General features: G+C 45.7%; 21 protein-coding genes and 1 riboswitch. Of the genes, 10 read left to right on the top strand and 11 right to left on the bottom strand.

From position 1 onward, the window contains the following. Window positions 1-41 precede the first annotated feature (41 nt). The 4 genes from AB4371_RS14365 (at window position 42) to tpx (ending at window position 4,743) form a co-directional block, all read left to right on the top strand. Window positions 42-836: an AraC family transcriptional regulator gene (locus AB4371_RS14365; RefSeq protein WP_372150190.1), complete on the top strand. Its 795-nt coding sequence runs from the start codon at window positions 42-44 to the stop codon at window positions 834-836. 98 nt (window positions 837-934) lie between these two features. Next, window positions 935-1,597: a LysE family translocator gene (locus AB4371_RS14360; RefSeq protein ID WP_102393439.1), complete on the top strand. Its 663-nt coding sequence runs from the start codon at window positions 935-937 to the stop codon at window positions 1,595-1,597. A 91-nt stretch (window positions 1,598-1,688) separates the two neighbouring features. Beyond that, window positions 1,689-3,446, top strand: a complete 1,758-nt coding sequence (ggt, locus tag AB4371_RS14355; RefSeq protein WP_372150188.1) for a gamma-glutamyltransferase — start codon at window positions 1,689-1,691, stop codon at window positions 3,444-3,446. Window positions 3,447-4,245: 799 nt separating this feature from the next. After that, entirely contained in the window at window positions 4,246-4,743 is a 498-nt protein-coding gene (gene tpx / locus AB4371_RS14350) for a thiol peroxidase (protein WP_136977131.1), read from the top strand. Between the two features lie 172 nt (window positions 4,744-4,915). Here tpx and uvrD read toward each other — a convergent pair whose 3' ends face one another. After that, window positions 4,916-7,090 carry a DNA helicase II gene (gene uvrD, locus AB4371_RS14345; RefSeq protein WP_017061325.1) on the bottom strand — a complete coding sequence of 725 codons (2,175 nt, stop codon included), beginning with the start codon at window positions 7,088-7,090 and terminating at the stop codon, window positions 4,916-4,918. A gap of 264 nt (window positions 7,091-7,354) precedes the next feature. On the opposite strand from uvrD, the gene AB4371_RS14340 reads away from it, so the two are divergent. The 4 genes from AB4371_RS14340 (at window position 7,355) to AB4371_RS14325 (ending at window position 9,764) form a co-directional block, all read left to right on the top strand. Continuing rightward, entirely contained in the window at window positions 7,355-7,615 is a 261-nt protein-coding gene (locus AB4371_RS14340; RefSeq protein ID WP_004736650.1) for a DUF2282 domain-containing protein, read from the top strand. A 64-nt stretch (window positions 7,616-7,679) separates the two neighbouring features. Next, window positions 7,680-8,540 (top strand): DUF692 domain-containing protein, encoded by an 861-nt coding sequence (locus tag AB4371_RS14335; RefSeq protein WP_017061324.1) that lies wholly within the window; start codon window positions 7,680-7,682, stop codon window positions 8,538-8,540. Beyond that, window positions 8,537-9,304 (top strand): DNA-binding domain-containing protein, encoded by a 768-nt coding sequence (locus AB4371_RS14330; protein WP_017061323.1) that lies wholly within the window; start codon window positions 8,537-8,539, stop codon window positions 9,302-9,304. Before AB4371_RS14335 ends, AB4371_RS14330 begins: the two co-directional genes overlap by 4 nt. A gap of 1 nt (window position 9,305) precedes the next feature. After that, window positions 9,306-9,764 carry a DoxX family protein gene (locus AB4371_RS14325; protein ID WP_017061322.1) on the top strand — a complete coding sequence of 153 codons (459 nt, stop codon included), beginning with the start codon at window positions 9,306-9,308 and terminating at the stop codon, window positions 9,762-9,764. 99 nt (window positions 9,765-9,863) lie between these two features. Here AB4371_RS14325 and AB4371_RS14320 read toward each other — a convergent pair whose 3' ends face one another. After that, entirely contained in the window at window positions 9,864-10,145 is a 282-nt protein-coding gene (locus tag AB4371_RS14320; protein ID WP_009848181.1) for a hypothetical protein, read from the bottom strand. A gap of 102 nt (window positions 10,146-10,247) precedes the next feature. Then, window positions 10,248-11,447, bottom strand: a complete 1,200-nt coding sequence (locus AB4371_RS14315; RefSeq protein ID WP_029235524.1) for a multidrug effflux MFS transporter — start codon at window positions 11,445-11,447, stop codon at window positions 10,248-10,250. A 101-nt stretch (window positions 11,448-11,548) separates the two neighbouring features. On the opposite strand from AB4371_RS14315, the gene AB4371_RS14310 reads away from it, so the two are divergent. Together AB4371_RS14310 and AB4371_RS14305 are read left to right on the top strand one after the other, a co-directional pair. Beyond that, the gene (locus tag AB4371_RS14310) at window positions 11,549-12,490 is read left to right on the top strand and encodes a LysR family transcriptional regulator (RefSeq protein WP_012605070.1); all 942 of its coding nucleotides are present in this window, start codon (window positions 11,549-11,551) and stop codon (window positions 12,488-12,490) included. Between the two features lie 122 nt (window positions 12,491-12,612). Next, on the top strand, window positions 12,613-14,403 hold the full coding sequence (locus tag AB4371_RS14305; RefSeq protein ID WP_372150186.1) for an aminopeptidase P family protein: 1,791 nt from the start codon (window positions 12,613-12,615) through the stop codon (window positions 14,401-14,403). A 128-nt stretch (window positions 14,404-14,531) separates the two neighbouring features. Here AB4371_RS14305 and thiH read toward each other — a convergent pair whose 3' ends face one another. The 8 genes from thiH to AB4371_RS14265 all read right to left on the bottom strand — a co-directional run. Continuing rightward, complete coding sequence (gene thiH, locus AB4371_RS14300; protein WP_017061318.1) at window positions 14,532-15,644, bottom strand: 2-iminoacetate synthase ThiH; 1,113 nt, start codon at window positions 15,642-15,644, stop codon at window positions 14,532-14,534. A 7-nt stretch (window positions 15,645-15,651) separates the two neighbouring features. Continuing rightward, on the bottom strand, window positions 15,652-16,416 hold the full coding sequence (locus tag AB4371_RS14295) for a thiazole synthase (protein WP_017061317.1): 765 nt from the start codon (window positions 16,414-16,416) through the stop codon (window positions 15,652-15,654). Window positions 16,417-16,418: 2 nt separating this feature from the next. Then, window positions 16,419-16,628 (bottom strand): sulfur carrier protein ThiS, encoded by a 210-nt coding sequence (gene thiS, locus AB4371_RS14290; RefSeq protein WP_017061316.1) that lies wholly within the window; start codon window positions 16,626-16,628, stop codon window positions 16,419-16,421. Further along, window positions 16,625-17,407: a ThiF family adenylyltransferase gene (locus AB4371_RS14285; protein WP_372150184.1), complete on the bottom strand. Its 783-nt coding sequence runs from the start codon at window positions 17,405-17,407 to the stop codon at window positions 16,625-16,627. The genes thiS and AB4371_RS14285 overlap by 4 nt, the downstream gene beginning before the upstream one ends. Then, window positions 17,397-18,689: a thiamine phosphate synthase gene (locus tag AB4371_RS14280; protein WP_372150183.1), complete on the bottom strand. Its 1,293-nt coding sequence runs from the start codon at window positions 18,687-18,689 to the stop codon at window positions 17,397-17,399. Before AB4371_RS14280 ends, AB4371_RS14285 begins: the two co-directional genes overlap by 11 nt. After that, a complete protein-coding gene (gene thiC, locus AB4371_RS14275) occupies window positions 18,689-20,638 on the bottom strand; it encodes a phosphomethylpyrimidine synthase ThiC (RefSeq protein WP_372150181.1) in 1,950 nt (649 codons plus the stop codon). The genes AB4371_RS14280 and thiC overlap by 1 nt, the downstream gene beginning before the upstream one ends. 129 nt (window positions 20,639-20,767) lie before the next feature. After that, window positions 20,768-20,866, bottom strand: a riboswitch (TPP riboswitch). Between the two features lie 62 nt (window positions 20,867-20,928). Then, on the bottom strand, window positions 20,929-21,312 hold the full coding sequence (gene crcB / locus AB4371_RS14270) for a fluoride efflux transporter CrcB (protein WP_004736665.1): 384 nt from the start codon (window positions 21,310-21,312) through the stop codon (window positions 20,929-20,931). A gap of 100 nt (window positions 21,313-21,412) precedes the next feature. Next, on the bottom strand, window positions 21,413-21,934 hold a 522-nt coding region (locus AB4371_RS14265; RefSeq protein WP_372150179.1), incomplete at its 5' end, for a multicopper oxidase domain-containing protein.

The raw sequence follows: 21,934 nt of genomic DNA, 5'->3' as shown, positions 1-21,934 counted from the left end.
TTGGTTGAATTGATGACTATTTAACCAAGCTTTTTTGTACCATGGATAAAGTCCACTACTACTCTACCCCAACAGAAGATATCAGCCTGATCCAAGCTCAATACCAAGAGTTTGCCTTTCAGCGCCACTATCATTTGGACTTTCACATCGGCTTAATTACCCAAGGGCAGCAAAAATTCGCCTATAAAGGGACGAGCCATCATGTCGGTGCAGGCCAAGTTGTTATCATGCCACCTGATGAGCTGCATGATGGGCACTCCAAACTCGATTCAGGTTATCAAGTCAGCGTGTTTGCAGTTTCTCCCCAATGGTTTCAAGATCTTGCCGATCCCAAGCAAAATGGTCACACATTAGGCTTTTCAGAGTTGATCCTCTCCGATCAAGCTGCGTTTTTACAATTGTGTAACCTACACCGTCTTTTAATAACTCAAAACATCAGCCAACTCGCTCAAGATTGCTTACCATTCGAGGGATTCTCGACGATCGTCGATCGTTATGCCAAATTTGGATCGAAGAGTGACATCAAACTGGGCAATCAATCGATTGATACACTCAAAGACTATTTGATGGCGAATTTGGATCAGCCAGTGCGATTAGAACAACTGTCTGAGCTGTGCGGCTTAACCACAACTCAATTCCAACGCCACTTTAAGAACAGAATGGGTATCACCCCTTACGCGTGGCTGAGCCGTTTGCGTATGGAACAGAGCATGCGCCTGATTAAATCTGGGATCTGTGGTACTAAGGTCGCGCACCAAGTAGGCTTCTATGATCAAGCACACTTCTCCAAAGCATTCAAAACCACATTCGGCGTACCACCTTCACAAATCAACTAAGTGTTGATAATTTACAATTGCTCGATTTCAAATCGCGGTAAGCTACGCTCAATACGATTACTTATTTAATAATAGCGGCAACGTTATTGAGAACTGACATGAACGAAGTCACCATACTGATCACCCTCGCCTCTATCCATTTCATCGCTTTGATGAGCCCCGGCCCAGACTTTGCGTTAGTCGTGCAAAATGCGACACGCCACGGCAGACAAACAGGCTTGTACATTGCGCTTGGTTTATCTTGCGGGATCTTACTGCATTCGTTGCTGAGCCTGACGGGAATCAGTTACCTAGTCCACCAGCAACCAACCCTATTTGCCATTATCCAATTGGCTGGCGGTAGCTACTTGCTCTACTTAGGCTACGGTGCCCTCAAAGCAACCTGGCAAATCATTCAGAACCACGACGATGACGACGATACCATCAATGCCAAAGATCTTATTTTGACCAACAAGCGTCAGGCATTTTCGAAAGGGTTTGCGACCAATATTCTCAACCCAAAGGCTTTGGTGTTCTTTATCAGCTTGATGTCGAGCTTAGTGCCTGCCGACATGTCTCTATCAGGTAAAGGTTTTGCGCTTATCATCCTGTTTGGTCTGTCTCTGTTTTGGTTTTCACTACTGGCGTGGATGCTTTCGACTAAGGCTCTACAGAAGAAACTGAGCGAAGCAACGGTATACATCGATGGCTTATGTGGCGTCGTATTCAGCCTGATTGGCGCGAGTATTCTTTGGCAGTCGCTGTCCGGTTTAATCGCTTAAATTCGAATCAAGATTACAATTCGTTAACAACGCACTGGCTATCTAATCTTTCCACTGCCAATCTAGCTCTGCATATTAAAAGGAGAAGATCATGCAGTGGAAAACAAAACTAACAACCCTCGCCACTTCTACCCTACTTTTTGCCTCTCACGTCAGTTGGGCAAATCAAGCTGCCGATTCCGTCGCACCCGAACAAAGTAGTGGTTTAGAAACCAAACAACTCGTTAAAGCCAACGATTGGATGGTCACCGCAGCCAACCCTCTTGCAACACAAGCCGGTGCTGATGTACTTGTTCGTGGTGGTAACGCAATTGACGCCATGGTTGCCGTGCAGCTTATGCTTGGCTTGGTGGAACCTCAGTCATCAGGTATTGGTGGCGGCGCTTTCCTTGTCTATTTTGATGGCAAAGACAAACAGCTCAAGACCTACGATGGCCGTGAAACTGCGCCACTTAATGCCACCCCACGTCTATTCCAAGACGAAAACGGACAACCGCTTAAATTCTATGATGCCGTGGTTGGCGGTCGTTCTGTTGCCACGCCGGGCACGGTGCAATTGCTGTGGGACACTCACCAGAAATACGGCAAGCTCGAATGGGCATCACTGATTAAACCTATCGCTCAGTTAGCTGAAGAAGGTTTTACTATCAGCCCACGTTTAGCCACCTTGATCGAAAACGACCAAGAACGTCTGAGCCGCTTTGCGACAACTAAAGCCTACTTCTTCAATGCCGATGGCAGCCCGAAAGCCGCTGGCACGCAACTTAAGAACCCTGAATACGCGGCAACGTTACACGCTATCTCGAAGGATGGTGCTAAAGCTTTCTACCAAGGTGAGATTTCTGCCGACATCATTAACACAGTACAAGCAGCGAAAGGTAACCCGGGCGTATTGGCACAGAAAGATTTCGACGCCTATTCGATCAAGCAGCGCGAACCGGTTTGTTCTGCTTATGAAAGCTACGATATTTGCGGAATGGGGCCACCAAGTTCAGGTGCGTTAACGGTTGGACAAATCCTTGCAATGACTGAGCAGTTTGACCTCAAATCATGGGGGCCAAACGACGCAAAATCTTGGCAAGTGTTAGCAGACGCTTCTCGCTTAGCCTTTGCAGACCGTGGTATGTACATGGCAGACCAAGATTATGTGCCTATGCCAACCCAAGGGTTAGTGAATACTGACTATTTGCAGGAGCGTGCTCAGTTAATTACCGCAGGTAAGGCATTAGACAGCGCACCTTCAGGCACCCCACCGTGGGATCATGCGATGCAGAGAAGCCAAGATGTTTCTATTGAGTTGCCGTCCACCAGCCACTTCAACATTGTCGATAGTGATGGCAATGTCGTATCGATGACTACCACTATTGAGAATGCCTTTGGCTCACGTTTGATGGTTAGAGGTTTCCTACTCAATAACGAACTAACCGACTTCTCATTCAAGACTCATAACGATGGCAAACCTATCGCGAACCGACTTGAACCGGGTAAGCGCCCACGTTCTTCAATGGCACCGACCATCATCATGCAAGACGATAAACCTTACATGGCAATTGGCTCTCCGGGAGGCAGCCGTATCATCGGTTATGTGGCACAAGCGATCATTGCTCACACCCAATGGGACATGGATATCCAACAAGCGATCAACCAACCACACTTCCTAAATCGCTTCGGTACCTTAGATTTGGAAAAAGGAACATCAGCGGAAAACTTCAAACCTGAGCTAGAAAAGATGGGATTTGAGGTCAACGTTCGCGATCTTAACTCGGGTTTACACGCTATTCGCATCACAAAAGATGGTCTAGAAGGTGCTGCAGACCCTCGTCGTGAAGGTGCTGCCATTGGCCAATAAGGGAAAATACTCCCTTTTTACTCCCTGTCTTGTGCGAGATCTCTCACAAGGCAGTGAGTAAATATCGATATTTAACTGCGAAATTAGGCACCTAGACATTGTAACCACTTGAAATTAAACAATACGTGCATTTATCATTCAAATAATTATATAGAAATTCGCTTATGCACCATTGCTGATAAATAAGGAATCGGTAATATGAATGATGTCGGAAGGATGCTGACACGGAACAGGAAACGCCAAGGACTTGGTTATCTTCAGGATGAAGATTCGATTACTCAGGATGAATAATCGGCATGGATAGCGAAATGGACATTGAATGGACGCAATAGTAACTAGGATGGTTGCTACTAAGGAAAGACAATGGACACCTCTGGACGAGGAAAGGACTGAACATCAGGATGATGTAAAGGACACCGCTCAAGGAACAAGTGACGCGCGCTAACGAGGATTGTTGGCAGATCAGGATAAGATCAAGGACACCGCTAGGAAGGCGACGAAAGGAATACGCTGAAGGATAACAGCACACTATCATGGATTTGATGCATGGAGCACACTTAGTAGCCGGATTGCTGCGAGTAAGACTATAGACCCCGATGAGCGCAAGCTCTCGGGGTTTTTCTTTATCTGTCGCTTCACTTATCCCTCTCTCAATCAAGTAAATCAAAGACCTTTGATTACAATTCGGACATTTAAAGCATTCACTTCTTAACCATTCACTTCTTAACCACTTCCGAGTAACGTAAGTCTTACTAGGCTCAACTAGTTTCATAACCATAATTAAATTAAGGACAAATTCATGTCACACGTTACCTTCAAAGGCGCTGCTGTACCGCTAACTGGCACATTCCCACAAACTGGCGAACAGGCACCAAGCTTTGCACTTGCTGCAGGCGATCTTTCTGAACTGACTCTTGCTTCTCTTGAAGGTAAGAAAGTGGTTCTAAACATCTTCCCAAGCATCGACACAGCAACTTGTGCAACGAGCGTACGTACGTTCAACGCAAAAGCGGCAGAACTTGAGAACACGGTTGTTGTTTGTATTTCTGCTGACCTACCATTTGCTGCGGGTCGCTTCTGCGAACTAGAAGGCATTGAAGGCGTTCAACACGCTTCGACTTTCCGTTCTCCTACATTCGCATCAGACTACGGCGTAGCGATTGCTGAAGGTCCGCTATCAGGCCTAACTACACGTGCAGTTGTCGTTGTTGATGAAAAAGGTGTGGTAACACACAGCGAGTTGGTTGCAGAGATCACTGAAGAACCAAACTACGAAGCGGCACTTGCAGCACTGTAAGTCTCCTTTCTAGGCAGGAATGCCTTAAGCTCGGAACCTGCCTATTTAGACTGGTTTCGAGCAATAAAAAAGAGCAGCCATTGGCTGCTCTTTCTGTTTTTAATGCGGATTACTTTTGAATGCTGAACGGTTTTTAAAGACCAAACTGCTTTTTAGATATTAAAGTAATAGATTAAAGCTGCTCTAAACGCGCGTAAGCCGTTACTAACCACTTAATCCCTTCACCATTAAACGCCACTTGAACTCGGCTTTGTGGGCCACTTCCTTCGAAGTTGATGATGGTGCCTTCACCAAACTTAGGGTGCTTCACGCGAGAGCCCAAGCTAAAGCCTGTTTCATTGAAGTTCTCTTTCACAGCGGTTTGGCTAAAGCGACCACTGCTTGCAGGGCGGCTGACTTGCGCTTTCATACGCACTTCATCCAGACAGGTTTCTGGCAGCTCACGAATAAAACGTGATGGCTTATGATATTTGTCCTGACCGTACAGACGACGCATCTCAGCATAAGTGATGTAAAGCTTCTCCATCGCACGGGTCATGCCTACGTAACACAGGCGACGCTCTTCTTCTAAACGCCCCGCTTCTTCGGCCGACATCTGGCTTGGGAACATGCCTTCTTCGACACCCACCATGAACACCATTGGAAACTCTAGGCCTTTAGCACTGTGCAAAGTCATTAACTGAACCGCATCGTCAAACTCATCGGCCTGACCTTCACCCGCTTCCAAAGCTGCGTGAGTTAAGAACGCCGTCAGCATGCTCATCTCATCCGCTTCTTCCGGCTTTTCAAACTGGCGCGTTGCCGTTACCAATTCTTCCAAGTTCTCGATACGTGCCTTCGACTTCTCACCCTTCTCTTGCTCGTACATAGCAAACAGACCCGACGATTTAATCACGTGGTCGGTTTGTTCATGCAGGCTAAGTTCCAACGTGTCATCTTCAAGCGCATTAATCAGCTCGATAAAACGACTTAATGCGCCCGCAGCACGACCGGGTAGCACTTGCTCTTCTATCAAAGCAACACTGGCTTCCCACATGGTTGCACCACGATCACGAGCAGCAAGACGAATCGTTTCTAACGTTTTATCACCCAAGCCACGCGTTGGCGTATTAACCACACGTTCAAACGCGGCATCATTACTGCGGTTGCTCATGAGGCGCATGTAGCTCAAGGCGTCTCTGATTTCTTGACGCTCGAAGAATCGCATGCCGCCGTAGATTCGGTAAGGTAGACCACCTTGGATCAAAGCTTCTTCAAGAACACGAGATTGGGCGTTATTACGATAAAGCATCGCGGTATCTTCTAACGCACCGCCTTTCTCTTGCCACTCTTTGATTTTGCTGACCGTGAAACGTGCTTCATCTAGCTCGTTATAAGCTGAGTACACAGAGATTGGCTCGCCATCGTTACCATCGGTCCACAGCTCTTTACCCATACGTTCGGTGTTGTTCGAGATAAGCTCGTTCGACGCCTGCAGAATGGTTTTAGTTGAACGGTAGTTTTGTTCAAGTCGAACCGTCGAAGCTCCTGGGAATTCATCCAAGAACTTCTGAATATTTTCGATCTTCGCACCACGCCAACCATAGATAGATTGGTCATCATCACCTACGATCATCACGCGACAATCTGGGCCAGCCATCATCCGAAGCCAAGCGTATTGGATGTTGTTGGTATCTTGGAATTCATCGACAAGGATATGCTTAAAGCGTGCTTGGTAATGCTCTCGAATGTGTTTCTTATCGCGTAATAGTTCATGCGATCTCAGCAAGATTTCCGCAAAGTCGACCAAACCAGCACGGTCACATGCTTCTTGGTAAGCAGAATAGATCTTTAACCACGTTTGAGTTATTGGATCATGGTAGGCGTCAATGTGACTTGGGCGTAACCCCTCGTCTTTCTTGCCATTGATCCACCAAGAAGCTTGCTTAGCAGGCCACTGCTTTTCATCGAGGTTTTGCGCCTTGATTAAGCGGCGTAGCAAACGAATCTGATCATCAGAATCAATGATCTGGAAATCTTCTGGCAGTTTTGCATCTAGGTAGTGAGCACGAAGGATGCGGTGACAGATACCATGGAAGGTGCCGTTCCACATGCCTGACGAACTACCCATCATCAACTCTTCAATACGACCACGCATCTCTGCTGCCGCTTTGTTGGTGAAGGTAACCGACATAATAGAGAACGGTGATGCTTGCTCTACGCTTTGCAGCCAAGCGATACGATGCACCAACACTCGCGTTTTACCACTGCCTGCACCTGCCAGAATAAGTAGGTTTTCTAAAGGTGCCGCGACCGCCTCACGTTGTTTATCGTTTAGGCCATCGAGTAAAAGCGAAGGATCTATCATTGGATATGCTCACTACTGGGTATTTATACATAAAAGTTGATTATAACCTAAACACTAGGCTGCGTTTAGGATAATAAGAAGAAAAAACAATCAAAAATTAACATCATTAATTCAATAACTTAAGAGATGAAACATCATTAATATTGATAATTTTTATAATACCGTGAAATTATTTCCCGGTTGTTCCAATCCTTTTTAGTAAGCAAGTTAACAATCCATTAACCTGCGATATGAAAATACTATTAAGTCCTAGAGGGAATGACTATGAAAAATTCTAATCTTGCTGTTACAGCTGCAATCACAAGTGTACTAGCGTTCGGCGGTGCAGTTCTTACATCAGCACCTGCGGAAGCAGCAGCAAAAGAAAAATGCTACGGCGTGGCAAAAGCTGGCCAAAATGATTGTGCAACCAAAACAAGCTCATGTGCGGGTACAGCAAAAGAAGACAACCAATCCGATGCGTTCGTAGTCGTACCTAAAGGGCTATGTGGCAAATTATCAGGTGGTAACACTCAATCATCATAATTGAGCTGCTTAGTATGGTGAGCTGACATTCAGCTCACCTCCACTTCTTGTTAGGAGAATCGTTGTGACTCAAACTCTTCACCCCTACGCAGGGGTTGGCCTTAGAACACCGCACTTGGACTTCTTTAGCCAAAATCCAGCCTTAGTAAGTTGGTTAGAAGTTCACAGCGAGAACTACTTCTTAGCTCAATCACCGCAACGACAACAACTCAGAGAAATTCGTCACGCACACAACATCAGTTGTCACGGTGTTGGGTTGTCGCTAGGTTCTGTTGAGCGCATCAATCAACATCATCTTGTGCAATTAAAAGAGCTCATTGATGATATCGAACCCTTCTTGGTTTCTGATCATCTCAGTTGGAGTCAGACAGGTGGTCATTACTTCAATGACTTGCTACCGCTGCCTTACACAGAAGAAGCATTGGAAGTCTTCTGTCGTAATGTCATCGAGGTTCAAGACAGCTTGCAACGCCCGATGTTGATTGAGAACCCATCGAGCTACCTATCCTTCAAGCATTCTACTATTCCTGAGTGGGAGTTTTTGGCTGAGGTACAAAAGCGTACTGAGTGTCGCCTACTGCTCGATTTCAATAATATTTTCGTCTCATCTTTTAATCATGGCTTTAGTTGTGAAGAGTACTTAAACGGAATACCAGCAGACAAAGTTGAAGAGATTCACTTGGCAGGTTTTACCAAAAAGAAGCTTGAACAAGGTGAGATCTGGATAGACACACACAGTAAACCTGTCTGTGACGAAGTGTGGAAACTCTACACTGACTGGGTTGCACAACATGGTTTGCGCCATACCTTGATTGAGTGGGATCTCGATATCCCAGAGCCACAAGTTTTATTGGCTGAAGCAACCAAAGCCAGTGATATCTTGTATCAACACGACAAGTTCAACCAAAGGAGTCGCGCCTCATGAGCCACTCCCTAGCAGAGGTTCAATTGGAGTTTGCTAACGCCCTACGCTATCAAAACAATGGTGAGTACTGCGACATAGTGAGCGACCATTTTACCGATGAACAACGCATCCAGATTTACCGTAATAACTTTGTGATCAGCTTGAGCGAAGTTCTGGCAGCAACCTACCCACTCACTGAAATGTTAGTTGGTGAAGAGTGCTTCCAACAGATGGCTCGTCAACATGTCTTACATTATCCATCGACCTCTGGTGATGTCAGTGGTTACGGTGAACACTTTGAACAGACTATCCAAGCCTTTCCTGCCGTTATTGAGGCTGCACCTTATCTCGGTGAAGTGGCTTTGTATGAATGGCAGAAAGATAGCTTGGTAAGGTTTTCGTCACAAGCACATGTCGACCAGAGACCTCTTTCTTGCCTTGCAGATGTACCACAAGAGCAACAAGGCGCTTTAGTCTTTCATCTCAAAGATTCAATAACACTGATTCATTCTAGTTACACGATTATCGCGCTTGAACACGCCATCTATCAGCAGCAACTTGATGGGCTAGACATCAACCAAGCTGAATTTGGGGTGTTAATCCGAGCTGAGAATTCACAGGTTGAGAGCCATAGTTTGAGTGAAGAGAGCCACCAACTCCTCACTGAATTGCAATCAGGTCGAACACTCTCAGCAATCGATCCTTTATTACTACAACATCTGAATACTGTTATGGCGCTAAACGTCATCTCAGGTTTTTCAATCAATGCCGAATTGGAGGCATAACATGGATAACAACACAGTCACGAACATGATGGCTCAATACGACAGTTTGATTGAGAAATCACAGGCACTTTTTGTTCCAGTGCTTCTACTATTTTGTCGCCTTTGGGTGGCGTGGGTATTCTTTAATTCTGGACTCACCAAGATAGCTACTTGGGATAGCACGCTTTACTTGTTTGAATTGGAATACCAAGTGCCACTGCTACCTTGGGAATTGGCTGCTTACATGGGCACTGCCGCTGAGTTAATTCTACCGATGTTTTTAGCGCTCGGTTTATTAACACGACCTATGGCTGCGGTGTTGTTCGTTTTCAATATCATTGCTGTCGTGTCTTACCCTGTATTGTGGGATCAAGGCTTCTACGATCATCAGCTTTGGGGGTTAATGATTCTTATCGTTGTCGTGTGGGGCGCAGGACCATTCTCACTTGATAGAGTTTTGAAAGCGCAGTTCAGGAATTAAAATAAGTTTTCACCTCTTTTGAACTGCTAAAGCTAAATGCTACAGCCCAAACGCAAGAAACCACTCAATTGAGTGGTTTCTTTTTTAACTGGGATAAGCTTACTTATTTAGAAAAGCTTGTAGCTCTTCAGCAGAGATGCCTTGCTCTGCAAGTTCTTTTGCCAATAGCTGAACCTGCTCACCCTTACGAGACTCTACCACACGCTGAAATTGGTAAATGATATCTCGCAAAGTATCGATTGGAACTTGTTTTGCCGCACTGCGAATACGCTCTTCACTTTGGTTGCCTAGCTCTTTAAGCAGTTTACCAAACATGACCTTTTCAGGTGCATCTTCCATTTGTTCTAAGACGCGCGCCATTTCGTAGGTTGTTAATGACATTACAGTATTTTCCGTTGGGGACTAACGTTTCAATGAGTGACAAATATACCATGTTTTAACGTTTCGAAAACCGCCATTTGTATATTTTGTCACCCTTGTAACTTATGCCTTAGCAAACGTCGTGTGCCAAGACTTACCCGCTTTGCTCGCAAGCACTAATAACGCAGGAACAATCAGGAACATTTGCAGAGCAATCATCACTTGCGACGTTAAATCAAGACGTTGCATGGTACCCACAAGAAGCCCTGAACCGCTCATTTGGAACAAGCCAAGCAGCGCAGCAGCTGTACCCGCACGGTCACCGAAAGGTTCTAGAGCTTTACCTGCCGCAGCACCAAGAATCCAAGCAAAGCCAACTGAAGATAAGAAGATCGGTAGCATGAACGCGATTGGAGTAGCGTGCTCAGCAAGCACCAACATAATCACACCCGCTAAGCCCAGCGTCGAGATACCAACCACCAGTGCTTTATAGGTACCAAAACGGTCCATAAATTTAGGTGCAGTAAACGCAGCTGCAATGTTGATGGCCGCATTAACACCAAACCAGAAAGTAAACTCTTTCATGGTCAGGCCTAGGTTTTCCATCAACACAACTGGTGCAGAGGTTACATAAGCGAGGATAACCGCCATCGCCATCAGACACAAGGTTGCGTGGAAAAGGAATGATGGTGTTTTCAATACTGACCAGTATCGCTCAAGCTTGAATACCGCAACCTTTTCTGTCGCAGGGTTAGACTCTTTCATTTGGAAGAATAAGATAGTGCCAACAACGACAGCAAAGCCTGCCATAAAGCTAAAGTTCGAGCGCCAACCAAATTGATGTGTTAACCAAGCGCCAAGAATGGGTGCCAAAGCAGGAATAAAACAGATTGCACCATTAAGGTAGCTGATCATACGGCCACTCTTCTCTGGGCCAAATAGATCGCGAACCGTTGCAAAGGCTGCTACAGAAGTCGCACAAGCTCCTAAGCCTTGTAGCAGCCGAGCCATTAGCATCATATCAATCGATTGAGCTGCCCACGCCAAGCAAGCACTCAATGCATAGATACTAACACCTCCCAATGCAACGGTTCGACGTCCTAGCTTATCAGCCAAAGGGCCAGCAAATAATTGCCCGACACCCATGGCGAATAAAAACCAGGTAATCGTATCTTGTGCTAGTGCATGTTCCACGTGAAACGCTGTCGAAATTTGTGGCAGAGCTGGTAGGTAGATATCAATAGCCAGAGGGCTAAATAAAACCAACATTGCCAATAAAGCAACCTGCAGTTTACTAGGGGTTGGAAGCGCGTTAGAAGGCACAAGATTCTCCGAATGAGTTAATTTAGGTGCATAATAACCAACTAAAGATATGAACAAAAATGGCATATACTCATTAGCATTATTCCAAATAGGAAACTCATATGAATATTGAGAAACTATCGCGCCTCGACCTCAATCTATTAGTTTGCTTGCAGGTGCTGATGGAAGAGCTAAGTGTGACTCGCACCGCCCACCGATTGTGCCTAAGCCAGTCAGCGGTTAGTAAGTCATTGGCCAAACTTCGTGAGCAATTTAATGACCCTCTTTTCACGCGAAGTGCACATGGCCTGCGACCAACTCCAAAAGCGGTTTTCCTTAAGCCTCGCTTAGAAACGTTGATCAACCAACTTGATGTTCTCACTCAGCCAGAGACATTCATTCCCAACAACAGCGACCACAGCTTTCACATCGCTGCCGTTGAGAGTGTTTACCCGCTGATTCTTCCACACTTCTTACCAGCAATATTTAGACAAGCACCTAAGGTCAATATCAACACCCACGCGTGGACCGAACAAACCTTCAAGAAGCTACAGCTTGGTGAATTAGATATTGGACTCACCGGCAAAGACATCGACATCAACGATGCGCGCTTAACCATGCTGCCGCCAGACGATATCTGCGAACAAGAGATCTATCGCGATGCACAAATGTGTGTGTTAAGACGCAACCACCCTGCTCTGAGTGGCAAATGGGATCTAGAAACCTACCTCGCCCAGCGTCATGTACAAGTAAGATGCGATGGTAACGACCGTTGGCTGCTCGATTACAAACTTGCCGACCTTGGGCATCAACGTGATATTGCAATCTCAGTACCGGACTTCAATAGCGCCGCTAGCCTGTGTACCTACACCGACTTTGTCTTTACCGCACCAAGTCACTTTACTTACCTTGTCGCCAAACAACTCGACCTAGTGGTTGTGCCTTTACCAATGGAATTCCCGCCGATGGCATACACTTTGTTTTGGCACCGTGATAGAGAAAATGACCCAGCGCTAACTTGGCTGCGAGATATCATCAAAGAAAAAACTCTGCATCTTAGATAAAAATGGCGTACAGCGTTTGCAGCAAACGAACAAAAGCGCTAGCTTATTGACCTAATAAGTCCCCTCATATGTATATCTACTGTGAGTGTTAACAAGGACCCTAACAATAAGGATAAACACAGATGCACAATATCACTGCTGAACGCGTTGCTGCGGTTCGAGCTTGGCTTGAAACAAGCAACCTAGACGCCGTTATCATTCCACACGAAGACGAATATCTAGGTGAATACGTTCCTGCTCATAACGAGCGACTTCACTGGTTAACAGATTTCACTGGCTCTGCTGGTGCGGCAGTTATCACTCGTGAGAACGCTGCTATTTTTGTTGATGGTCGCTACACGGTTCAGGTTCGTAAGCAGGTACCAGCAGAGTTATTTGAGTATCGCCACCTTATTGAAGAGCCGGCTTTAGATTGGATCACCAGTTCTCTAGCACAAGGCAGCAAGGTTGCATTCGACCCACGCATGCACACTGCTGCTTGGTTGAAAGGCGCTCAAGCTAAACTGGCAGAGAAAGTTGAACTAACAACACTATCTTCGAATCCAATTGATGAGCTTTGGTCTGATCGTCCTGAGCCGGTGGTATCTGATGTTCGCTTAATGGCAACAGACGCAGTAGGCCAATCAAGTGAAAGCAAACGTGCGGAGATTGCTGGCTTACTAAAAGCCAAAGGTGCTGATGCCGCTATCCTTACGGAACTCGATTCGATCTGTTGGTTGCTTAACATTCGCGGCTTGGACGTATCTCGCCTACCTGTTGTGTTATCCAATGCGATCATCCACGCCGATGAAAGCGTCGACTTCTTCCTAGACCCAGCTCGTATTCCTACGGGCTTTGAAGCACACGTTGGCAACGGTATTCGCGTATCTCACCCATCAGAGCTTGAAGCACGCCTTCAATCTTTGGAAGGCAAAAATGTATCTGTCGATTCAGGTACCAGTAACGCTTGGTACACGCTGGTTCTACAAAACTCTGGTGCTCATATCATTGAAGCAGCAGACCCATGCCTAATGCCAAAAGCAGCAAAGAATGAAACTGAAATTGCCGGCATGAAAGCGTGTCACATTCGTGATGGTGTTGCGATGGCGAAGTTCCTATCTTGGATTGATGCAGAAGTCACGCAAGGTAATCTGCACAATGAAGCTGTGCTAGCAGACAAAGTTCAATCATTCCGCGAACAAGACCCAACGCTGATGGACCTAAGTTTTGACACGATTTCAGCAGCAGGCGGCAACGCAGCAATGTGTCACTACAACCACGAGAACCAACCGGAACCAGGTCAGTTAGAGATGAATACTCTTTACCTAGTCGATTCAGGCGGTCAGTACCTAGATGGTACAACCGACATCACTCGAACTATCGCGATTGGCCAGCCAAGCGACGAAATGATCCAGCAGTTCACGTTAGCGCTTAAAGGTCACATCGGTATCGCGCGTGCACGTTTCCCACAGGGTACTCGTGGTTTCCAACTTGATATTCTAGCTCGCCAACACTTATGGGCAGAAGGCTTCGACTACGACCACGGTACTGGTCACGGTGTTGGTCATTTCCTAAGTGTTCATGAAGGTCCGCAAAGCATCTCTAAGAAGCTAATCGATGTACCTCTTGTTGAAGGCATGGTGTTATCAAACGAGCCGGGTTACTACCGTGCAGATGAATTTGGTATCCGTATCGAAAACCTAGAACTGGTGGTTGAGCTGCCAACTCAAGGTGACTTCTCAGTACTAACGTTTGAGTCGCTAACACGTTGCCCTATCGATAAGCGCAACATCAACGTCGATTTACTGACACGACCTGAACTTGCATGGCTTAATGATTACCACCAGAAAGTATGGAACGATGTTAGCCCATTAGTTGAAGGTGATACATTGGAATGGTTACGCCAATCAACCACTCCACTTGCTCATGCTTAATGCTTAATGCTTAATGCTTAGCTAATTCAAACTTAATGAAATGAAAAACGGCCACCTTAGGGTAGCCGTTTTTATTTGTCGATTTAACTTCGTCGATGTTTCACGTGGAACATAAATCTGCGTGTTCGCTAACCAGAGTAAGCACTGTGCCAGTCTCTCCACACAGGATCAAAACCACGTTGACGAATCATTGACTCAACATCGGCAGCACTTCGCTCATCACTTATTTCAAATTGCTCGAGTTCTTCTTCATCAGAAGCATAACCACCAGGCTGGGTTTTAGACGCAGCCGACATACTGGTGATTCCCAATGGCAACACATTGTCACGGAAAGCTGCAGACTCACGAGTCGAGAGAGACAATTCAACCTCAGGGTTTAATAAACGATACGCACAGATAAGTTGAACCAACTGTTTATCACTCATAATCGATTTAGGCTGCAAACCACCCTCACACGGACGAAGACGTGGGAATGAAATCGAGTAACGTGTTTGCCAATAAGTACGCTCAAGATAGTCTAAGTGAGCGGCCACGAAGAAACAGTCGGTACGCCAATCTTCCAAGCCAATCAAAGCGCCAATACCTATCTTATCAATACCCGCTTTTGCCAAACGATCGGGCGTTTCGAGCCGGTATTCAAAATCCATTTTATTGCCACGCAAGTGGTGTTCCGCGTAGGTACTTGGGCTATACGTTTCTTGGTAAACCATCACCGCATCTAAGCCGAGAGTTTTAAGCTCTGCGTAGTCATCTTGATCAAGCGGCTGCACTTCCATCGCAAGATAGTTAAATTGTGCCTTAATATTCGGTAGCACTTCACGGAAGTACTTCATCCCGACCTTGGTTTCATGTTCACCAGTCACCAACAATACACTATCAAACTTCATCTTTTTGATAGCGGCACTTTCAGCATCGATTTCATCTAAAGTAAGTGTGCGACGCTTAATGCGGTTCTCCATTGAGAAACCACAATACGTGCACGCATTCGCACATAAGTTTGAGAGGTACAATGGAATATACAACGACATTGTATTGCCGAATCGCTTGCGTGTGAGTGCCAACGATTGTTGCGCCATCTGCTCTAAGTAAGGTTCTGCTGCCGGAGAGATAAGAGCCTTAAAGTCTTCCAAGTCGCGTTTAGGTTTACTCAGAGCGCGCTCAACATCCGCTGCCGTTTTACTGAAGATGGACATACCAATGTCATCCCAGTTGAGCTGTTTAAATCGATCAACAAACGTCATAAGGACACTACTCGTCTAGGAATGAAGTTAGCGGACTAGAAGCAACCGCATGAGACACCTGTCCAGCAAGACCAGAAAGGTAAGCCATACGGCCAGCTTCAACTGCCAGTTTAAAAGCAATCGCCATATCAACGGGTTGTTGAGAAGCCGCAATTGCAGTATTAACTAACACGGCATCCGCACCCATTTCCATTGCACGAGCAGCATGAGATGGCGCACCAATACCAGCGTCAACAATCACAGGGACGTTCGCTTGGTCGATAATGATCTCTAAGAAGTCTGCCGAAGCGATACCTTTGTTCGACCCAATCGGCGCACCTAGCGGCATAACCGCAGCACAACCCACCTCTTCCAATCGTTTACACAACACTGGGTCAGCATGACAGTAAGGCAACACAACAAAGCCATCTTTAACCATTTGCTCAGCCGCTTTTAATGTCTCAATTGGGTCTGGCATCAAGTACTTTGGATCAGGGTGAATTTCCAGTTTGAGCCAGTTTGTGCCTAGCGCTTCGCGAGCCAAATGCGCAGCAAAGATGGCATCCTTCGCGTTCTTCGCCCCGGAGGTATTTGGTAACAAGTTCACGCCAGCATCAATGATGGGCTGTAAAATATCATCTTGCTCAGAGCGAATATCAACTCTCTTCAACGCCATGGTTGCCAGTTGAGAACCGGAAGCTTCGATAGCACTCGCCATTAAATGTTTATTCGCGAACTTGCCCGTTCCAGTAAAGAGTCGTGATTGAAATGTTTTATCTGCGATAGTTAACATAGTTAGCCTCCTGCAATAGCTTGGAAAAGAGAAATAGCATCGCCTTCATTGACGACCCTTTGTTGCCACTGACTACGCGGGACAACCGCATTATTGATAGCAAAGACACAACCCAGATCGGGTAGTGAAAGCGCTTGGATGATATCCGCTAGAGACGACGATTGTGCAACCTGTTCTGGTTGCTCATTGATAGAGATCGTTATGTTGCTCATTGGGTTTCTTCTTCTAAATAGTTAACTGTAGATGTGCAGCAAACGGGGCATTCACTATCTTGAGTGACACTTAAGTTTTGCCAGTTCATCGTCTGACCATCAAACAGTTTGAGCTGATGTGTTGCAACCTGGAACTCGCCAGTGCTAATACGTTGAATCGCTGCCAGTGCTTGGAGGTTGCCTATGGTGCCAACAACTGGGCCGATGATGCCGCTATCGCTACAACGTGTCGTTTGTGGATGATGACTGAACGGGAACAAACAGTGATAGCACCCTTTCTGCATCTGATAATCAAAGACAATAAACTGACCTTTCCATCCGATCGCAGAACCAGAAACCAAAGGTGTCTTGCTACCAAAACATGCTTGGTTAACCTGCTGACGTGACTCAAAGTTGTCAGTACAATCCAACACCAAATCAGCGAGCATCACTTCAAGTTCAAGCTGACTGTCACTCATTCGCTGATTGATGGTTCTAACTTGACTGCGACTATTGAGCTCAGTCAGTTGTTGCTTCATAGCTTCGACTTTAGGCGAACCTAACTGACTTTCTTTGAACGCGACCTGTCGTTGCAGGTTAGACGAATCCACACAATCATCATCAACTAATACGATCTTTCCGACACCCGAAGCCGCAAGGTAAAGAGCGGCAGCATTGCCTAAGCCACCACAACCAATCACTAACACATGGCTGTTTAATAGGTTTCGTTGCCCTTGCTCACCGACTTCAGGTAACGCAATTTGTCGTTGATAACGAATAAACTCAAAATCACTCAGCATAGCTAGGCTCCTGCGCAACCTCTTCACCAATATTTGAAGGTTTAGGCGTCATCAGTTTTTCAAAAAACTCGATCACCTTTTTGGGGTCTTCCGCTAATGTAATCGCACGAACAACCGCCAAACTCGACACCCCACAATCCCACACCTGCTCAGCTGTTGATTGGTCAATACCACCAATAGCAACCGTCGGATAACCGATGAGTTGTTTTGTGTATGGGATAGTATCAATCAGCTGTTGATACAGAGATAAACGAACCAAACCCTGAGGCTTTGATGGCATCTGTTTAGTTGTTGTTGGGAAGATGTGGCCTAGCGCAATATAGCTTGGGTTAATCTGAACAATGCGTAGCAACTCGTAATAGCCATGAGTCGATAACCCAATCTTTATACCCGCAAAGCTCAACTGTGAGAGGTTTGATTCTTCAATATCCTCTTGCCCCAAATGAACACCAAAAGCGTCATGCTTGAGTGCAAGCTGCCAGTAATCATTGATAAAAACTTGAGCGTTATACTCACGACCAAGCTCGATAGATCGTGCGACTTGTTGTTCTAAATCCGCTTGCTGTGGATTCTTAATACGTAGTTGGACAGTGTTGATTCCAAGCTTGAGCAATCTTTCGATCCACTCAACATCATCAACTACTGGGTATAAACCGAGGCTACTCTTACTCAACTCAGGAAAAGAAAGTGATGTCCCTTGGTTAGCCCAACCTACGCTTATGTCCAATCGTTGATCTTCAAGAGCTGGAATTGGAAAGTTTTGGTAATGTGCTGGCCATGTTCCACGTGAAACATTGGACGCTGCGCGAGCTAAAACTAGTGCGTCTTCTAATGGGAATTCCAGCGCCAACAAAGTAAGTAACCAAGCAAAGTGGCCGCGATCATCTAACTCCTGATGAACTGTAGTGTCATTCTTGATGACACGATTAGCATCTAGGTGTGACCAGATATCCAGTACAGCTGAATCATCTGAGACACCGATATAGATGGTATTCGGAGTTTCTGTAAAGGCATCACAAACGTCAGTTAACGCGACTGAATTACTGTAATCAACAACATGGTTCAGTTCCGCTAACTTACACTCTGCCAATGAATCAACATCATGAGCGAAGCCAATAGATAACGCCTGCTGAGAATCAACGATAGAGAAGTATTGAGTTGGGCTTACACCCAAATCAACCGCATCAGTTGCCAAGCCTTGTCGCTTAGCAACCAATAGACAGTTCTGCACCTCTCCCGTTAACTCAATATTTTGAGATGGGATGAGTATCTTCACTATCATTATTCCTCTAATTGAGCTTCTTTTGCGGCTACTGCAGGATGATAAAGTTCAGAGCCAGTATCACGGAACTCTTGTGATTTTTGACGCATCCCTTCCAACGGGTTATCTAGCATCTTAATCTCGATAGCCTGATCCGCGGCTACTTGTTCGGTGTCTTTCGCATACTCTCGAACTTCTTGAGAAATCTTCATCGAGCAGAATTTAGGTCCACACATTGAGCAGAAGTGAGCAACCTTGCCCGACTCTTGTGGCAGAGTTTCATCATGGAAAGAACGCGCGGTTTCAGGATCTAAAGCTAGATTGAATTGGTCTTCCCAACGGAATTCAAAACGTGCCTTTGATAATGCATTATCTCGAATTTGTGCGCCCGGATGTCCTTTAGCGAGGTCCGCTGCGTGTGCTGCTAGCTTGTAAGTAATCAAGCCAGTCTTCACATCTTCTTTATTTGGTAAGCCTAGGTGCTCTTTAGGGGTGACATAACACAGCATCGCACAGCCGTACCAACCAATCATGGCCGCGCCAATACCAGAGGTAATATGGTCGTAACCAGGGGCAATATCTGTCGTCAATGGGCCTAAAGTATAGAAAGGCGCTTCATGGCAGTGCTCTAACTGCTCGTCCATATTCTCTTTAATCAGGTGCATTGGTACATGTCCAGGGCCTTCAATGATCACCTGAACGTCATATTCCCAAGCCACTTTAGTCAACTCACCTAGAGTACGCAACTCCGAGAATTGAGCCTCATCATTGGCATCCGCAATTGAGCCCGGGCGTAAACCGTCACCTAATGACAGAGCAACATCGTACTTCGCACAGATCTCACAGATCTCACGGAAGTGGGTATAAAGGAAGCTTTCTTGATGATGAGCAAGACACCATTTCGCGATAATAGAACCACCACGAGAAACAATGCCAGTCACACGCTTAGCGGTCATCGGAACGTAGCGAAGCAACAAGCCAGCATGAATAGTGAAGTAATCAACACCCTGCTCTGCTTGTTCAATCAAGGTATCGCGCATCACTTCCCAGTTAAGGTCTTCGGCAACGCCATTCACTTTTTCAAGCGCTTGATACATAGGAACAGTACCAATTGGTACTGGGCTATTACGTAGGATCCATTCGCGAGTCTCGTGAATATTACGACCAGTAGAAAGGTCCATCACGGTATCGCCACCCCAGCGAGTCGACCATACTAGCTTCTCAACTTCTTCTTCAATCGAAGAGCTTACTGAAGAGTTACCGATATTGGCGTTCACTTTCACTAAGAAGTTTCGACCAATAATCATCGGTTCTGATTCTGGGTGGTTAATGTTTGAAGGGATAATAGCTCGACCTTCAGCAACCTCTTTACGCACGAACTCAGGGGTGATCTCTTTCGGCAGGTTTGCACCAAAGTTATAGCCAGGGTGTTGATGGTTAAGCTGCTCATCAGCGAACTTCTGACGTCCCATGTTCTCACGTATGGCAATGTACTCCATTTCAGGTGTGATAATACCCTGACGAGCATAGTGCAGCTGAGTAACACATTGGTTGTCTGTCGCGCTACGAATTCTAGGCAGGTTGCCGTAGCGAAGGTCGTCTAGAGTTTCATCTTCTAAACGTTCTTTGGTGTAAACAGAGCTTACGTCGTCTAACAGTTCCGTATCACCACGCTCTTCAATCCATTGCTCTCGCAACTTAGGAAGACCGCTATACAGGTCTATTTGATGTGTAGGGTCTGTGTAAACACCTGAGGTATCGTAAACTTGAATGGGTACATTAGGTTCGAATACAGGCTCTTTTTTGCTACCACCAACAAGGCTATCAGCGAGTGATATTTCTCGGACAGGGACTTGAATGTCCTCTCGAGATCCTTGGATGTAAGCTTTTTTTGAGTTTGGATAGGGTTGTACGGATAAAGAATCAATGAAATTCTTCGCTTCCAGTCTTGCTTGTTTACGAGTCGACATAGCATTTTTCCTTGGCTTTTAGCCATTATTTATAGGGATAAAAATGCTTGACGGATTAGATGCTACAAGAGGGATCACGGTAAGAAATACAGTTGTGATCTGGAGCTAGATCTCTAGAAGGATTCTAGTTAGATATCTACTCTTGTTCCCTTCGCAGGTATTAGCCTGATCAGGTTCAACGGATCCCGAGTTAACGGTCTCAGCCATATGGCACTCCGACAAGTTCGATCGAGTATATAAAAACGGCTTGGATAAACCAAGCCGAGTTGTTAACAAATCGTAAGAAAGTTTTAAGACTTTATCAAAAGTTGGAAGCCGATCCATGCGGCTGAAATACTGAGTACCACGTTGAGTAGCACATTGAGTCCCATCTTAAAGAAAGCGCCCTGCTGCATAAGAAGTACGTTATCCATAGAAAACGTAGAAAATGTAGTCAGTGCTCCTAGGAAACCAAGACCGATAATTTGTCTCCACGGTTCCGTCGCGACCATCTCGTTTTCAAACGCGGCGATGAGCAATCCCATAATCAAAGAACCAATTACGTTAACAGTCAGCGTACCATAAGGAAAACCACGCCCTAGCATCACCACACATAACTCTGAAATCAAATAACGCGAACAAGCACCAAATGCGCCACCAATGGCAATAAAACCTAAAATAGATAACTGACCCATGAATCCTCCCAAACAATAGTCTCTATATTCTAGCTTTACCGCCGATAAAAGCGAGGGTAGAAACTAAGAATGCATGCGCAAATATTAAAAGTTACAGGTGTCACTTAACTTCAATATATCCCATTAAACCGGTTTTCATGTGTTCTATAACATGACAGTGGTACATCCAGCGGCCAGGGTTATCCGCAACAAATGCAGCTTTAGCTCGGCCGTTTTTTCCAAGTAACACTGTATCGGTATGGAAAGGCTCTTCAACTTTCTTCCCATCAAGTTCTAATACAGTGAATGTATGACCGTGAATATGGATCGGGTGATGGTATTGGGTGACGTTCTTTAGATCGAATATGTAAGTCTTACCTAACTCTAAAGTCGTCAACGGTTCAGGAATATTGTCTTTGCTCATTCCTTCCCATGCTCTTTTATTAGTAAGCCAAAACTTAGGCATCGATTTCCCATCTTTAGAAACTGGTGATACCGCACCTTCCCACTCGAACACAAAATCGATCTCTTCAGCATTAGCAAGATCTAGATTAGGTACAGGGTTAAGAGGCAACAATGGCAATAAACGCCCTTCAGTAAGGGGGGAATCTACTACCTCGAACTCATACCAATTAAAGTAAAA

This window comes from Vibrio sp. 10N.261.51.A3, assembly GCF_041471965.1.
In the GTDB taxonomy this organism is placed as follows: domain Bacteria; phylum Pseudomonadota; class Gammaproteobacteria; order Enterobacterales; family Vibrionaceae; genus Vibrio; species Vibrio crassostreae_C.
This window is presented reverse-complemented; position numbering and strand designations above follow the sequence as displayed.

Excerpts from the sequence above, each read along its gene's own strand:
- thiS (WP_017061316.1), bottom strand. The coding sequence starts at position 16,628 with ATGAGCAACATAACGATCTCTATCAATGAGCAACCAGAACAGGTTGCA.
- AB4371_RS14360 (WP_102393439.1), top strand. The coding sequence starts at position 935 with ATGAACGAAGTCACCATACTGATCACCCTCGCCTCTATCCATTTCATC.
- AB4371_RS14320 (WP_009848181.1), bottom strand. The coding sequence starts at position 10,145 with ATGTCATTAACAACCTACGAAATGGCGCGCGTCTTAGAACAAATGGAA.
- ggt (WP_372150188.1), top strand. The coding sequence starts at position 1,689 with ATGCAGTGGAAAACAAAACTAACAACCCTCGCCACTTCTACCCTACTT.
- AB4371_RS14330 (WP_017061323.1), top strand. The coding sequence starts at position 8,537 with ATGAGCCACTCCCTAGCAGAGGTTCAATTGGAGTTTGCTAACGCCCTA.
- thiC (WP_372150181.1), bottom strand. The coding sequence starts at position 20,638 with ATGTCGACTCGTAAACAAGCAAGACTGGAAGCGAAGAATTTCATTGAT.
- tpx (WP_136977131.1), top strand. The coding sequence starts at position 4,246 with ATGTCACACGTTACCTTCAAAGGCGCTGCTGTACCGCTAACTGGCACA.
- AB4371_RS14325 (WP_017061322.1), top strand. The coding sequence starts at position 9,306 with ATGGATAACAACACAGTCACGAACATGATGGCTCAATACGACAGTTTG.
- AB4371_RS14285 (WP_372150184.1), bottom strand. The coding sequence starts at position 17,407 with ATGCTGAGTGATTTTGAGTTTATTCGTTATCAACGACAAATTGCGTTA.
- AB4371_RS14305 (WP_372150186.1), top strand. The coding sequence starts at position 12,613 with ATGCACAATATCACTGCTGAACGCGTTGCTGCGGTTCGAGCTTGGCTT.
- crcB (WP_004736665.1), bottom strand. The coding sequence starts at position 21,312 with ATGGGTCAGTTATCTATTTTAGGTTTTATTGCCATTGGTGGCGCATTT.
- AB4371_RS14340 (WP_004736650.1), top strand. The coding sequence starts at position 7,355 with ATGAAAAATTCTAATCTTGCTGTTACAGCTGCAATCACAAGTGTACTA.
- AB4371_RS14295 (WP_017061317.1), bottom strand. The coding sequence starts at position 16,416 with ATGTTAACTATCGCAGATAAAACATTTCAATCACGACTCTTTACTGGA.
- AB4371_RS14365 (WP_372150190.1), top strand. The coding sequence starts at position 42 with ATGGATAAAGTCCACTACTACTCTACCCCAACAGAAGATATCAGCCTG.
- thiH (WP_017061318.1), bottom strand. The coding sequence starts at position 15,644 with ATGACGTTTGTTGATCGATTTAAACAGCTCAACTGGGATGACATTGGT.
- uvrD (WP_017061325.1), bottom strand. The coding sequence starts at position 7,090 with ATGATAGATCCTTCGCTTTTACTCGATGGCCTAAACGATAAACAACGT.
- AB4371_RS14280 (WP_372150183.1), bottom strand. The coding sequence starts at position 18,689 with ATGATAGTGAAGATACTCATCCCATCTCAAAATATTGAGTTAACGGGA.
- AB4371_RS14310 (WP_012605070.1), top strand. The coding sequence starts at position 11,549 with ATGAATATTGAGAAACTATCGCGCCTCGACCTCAATCTATTAGTTTGC.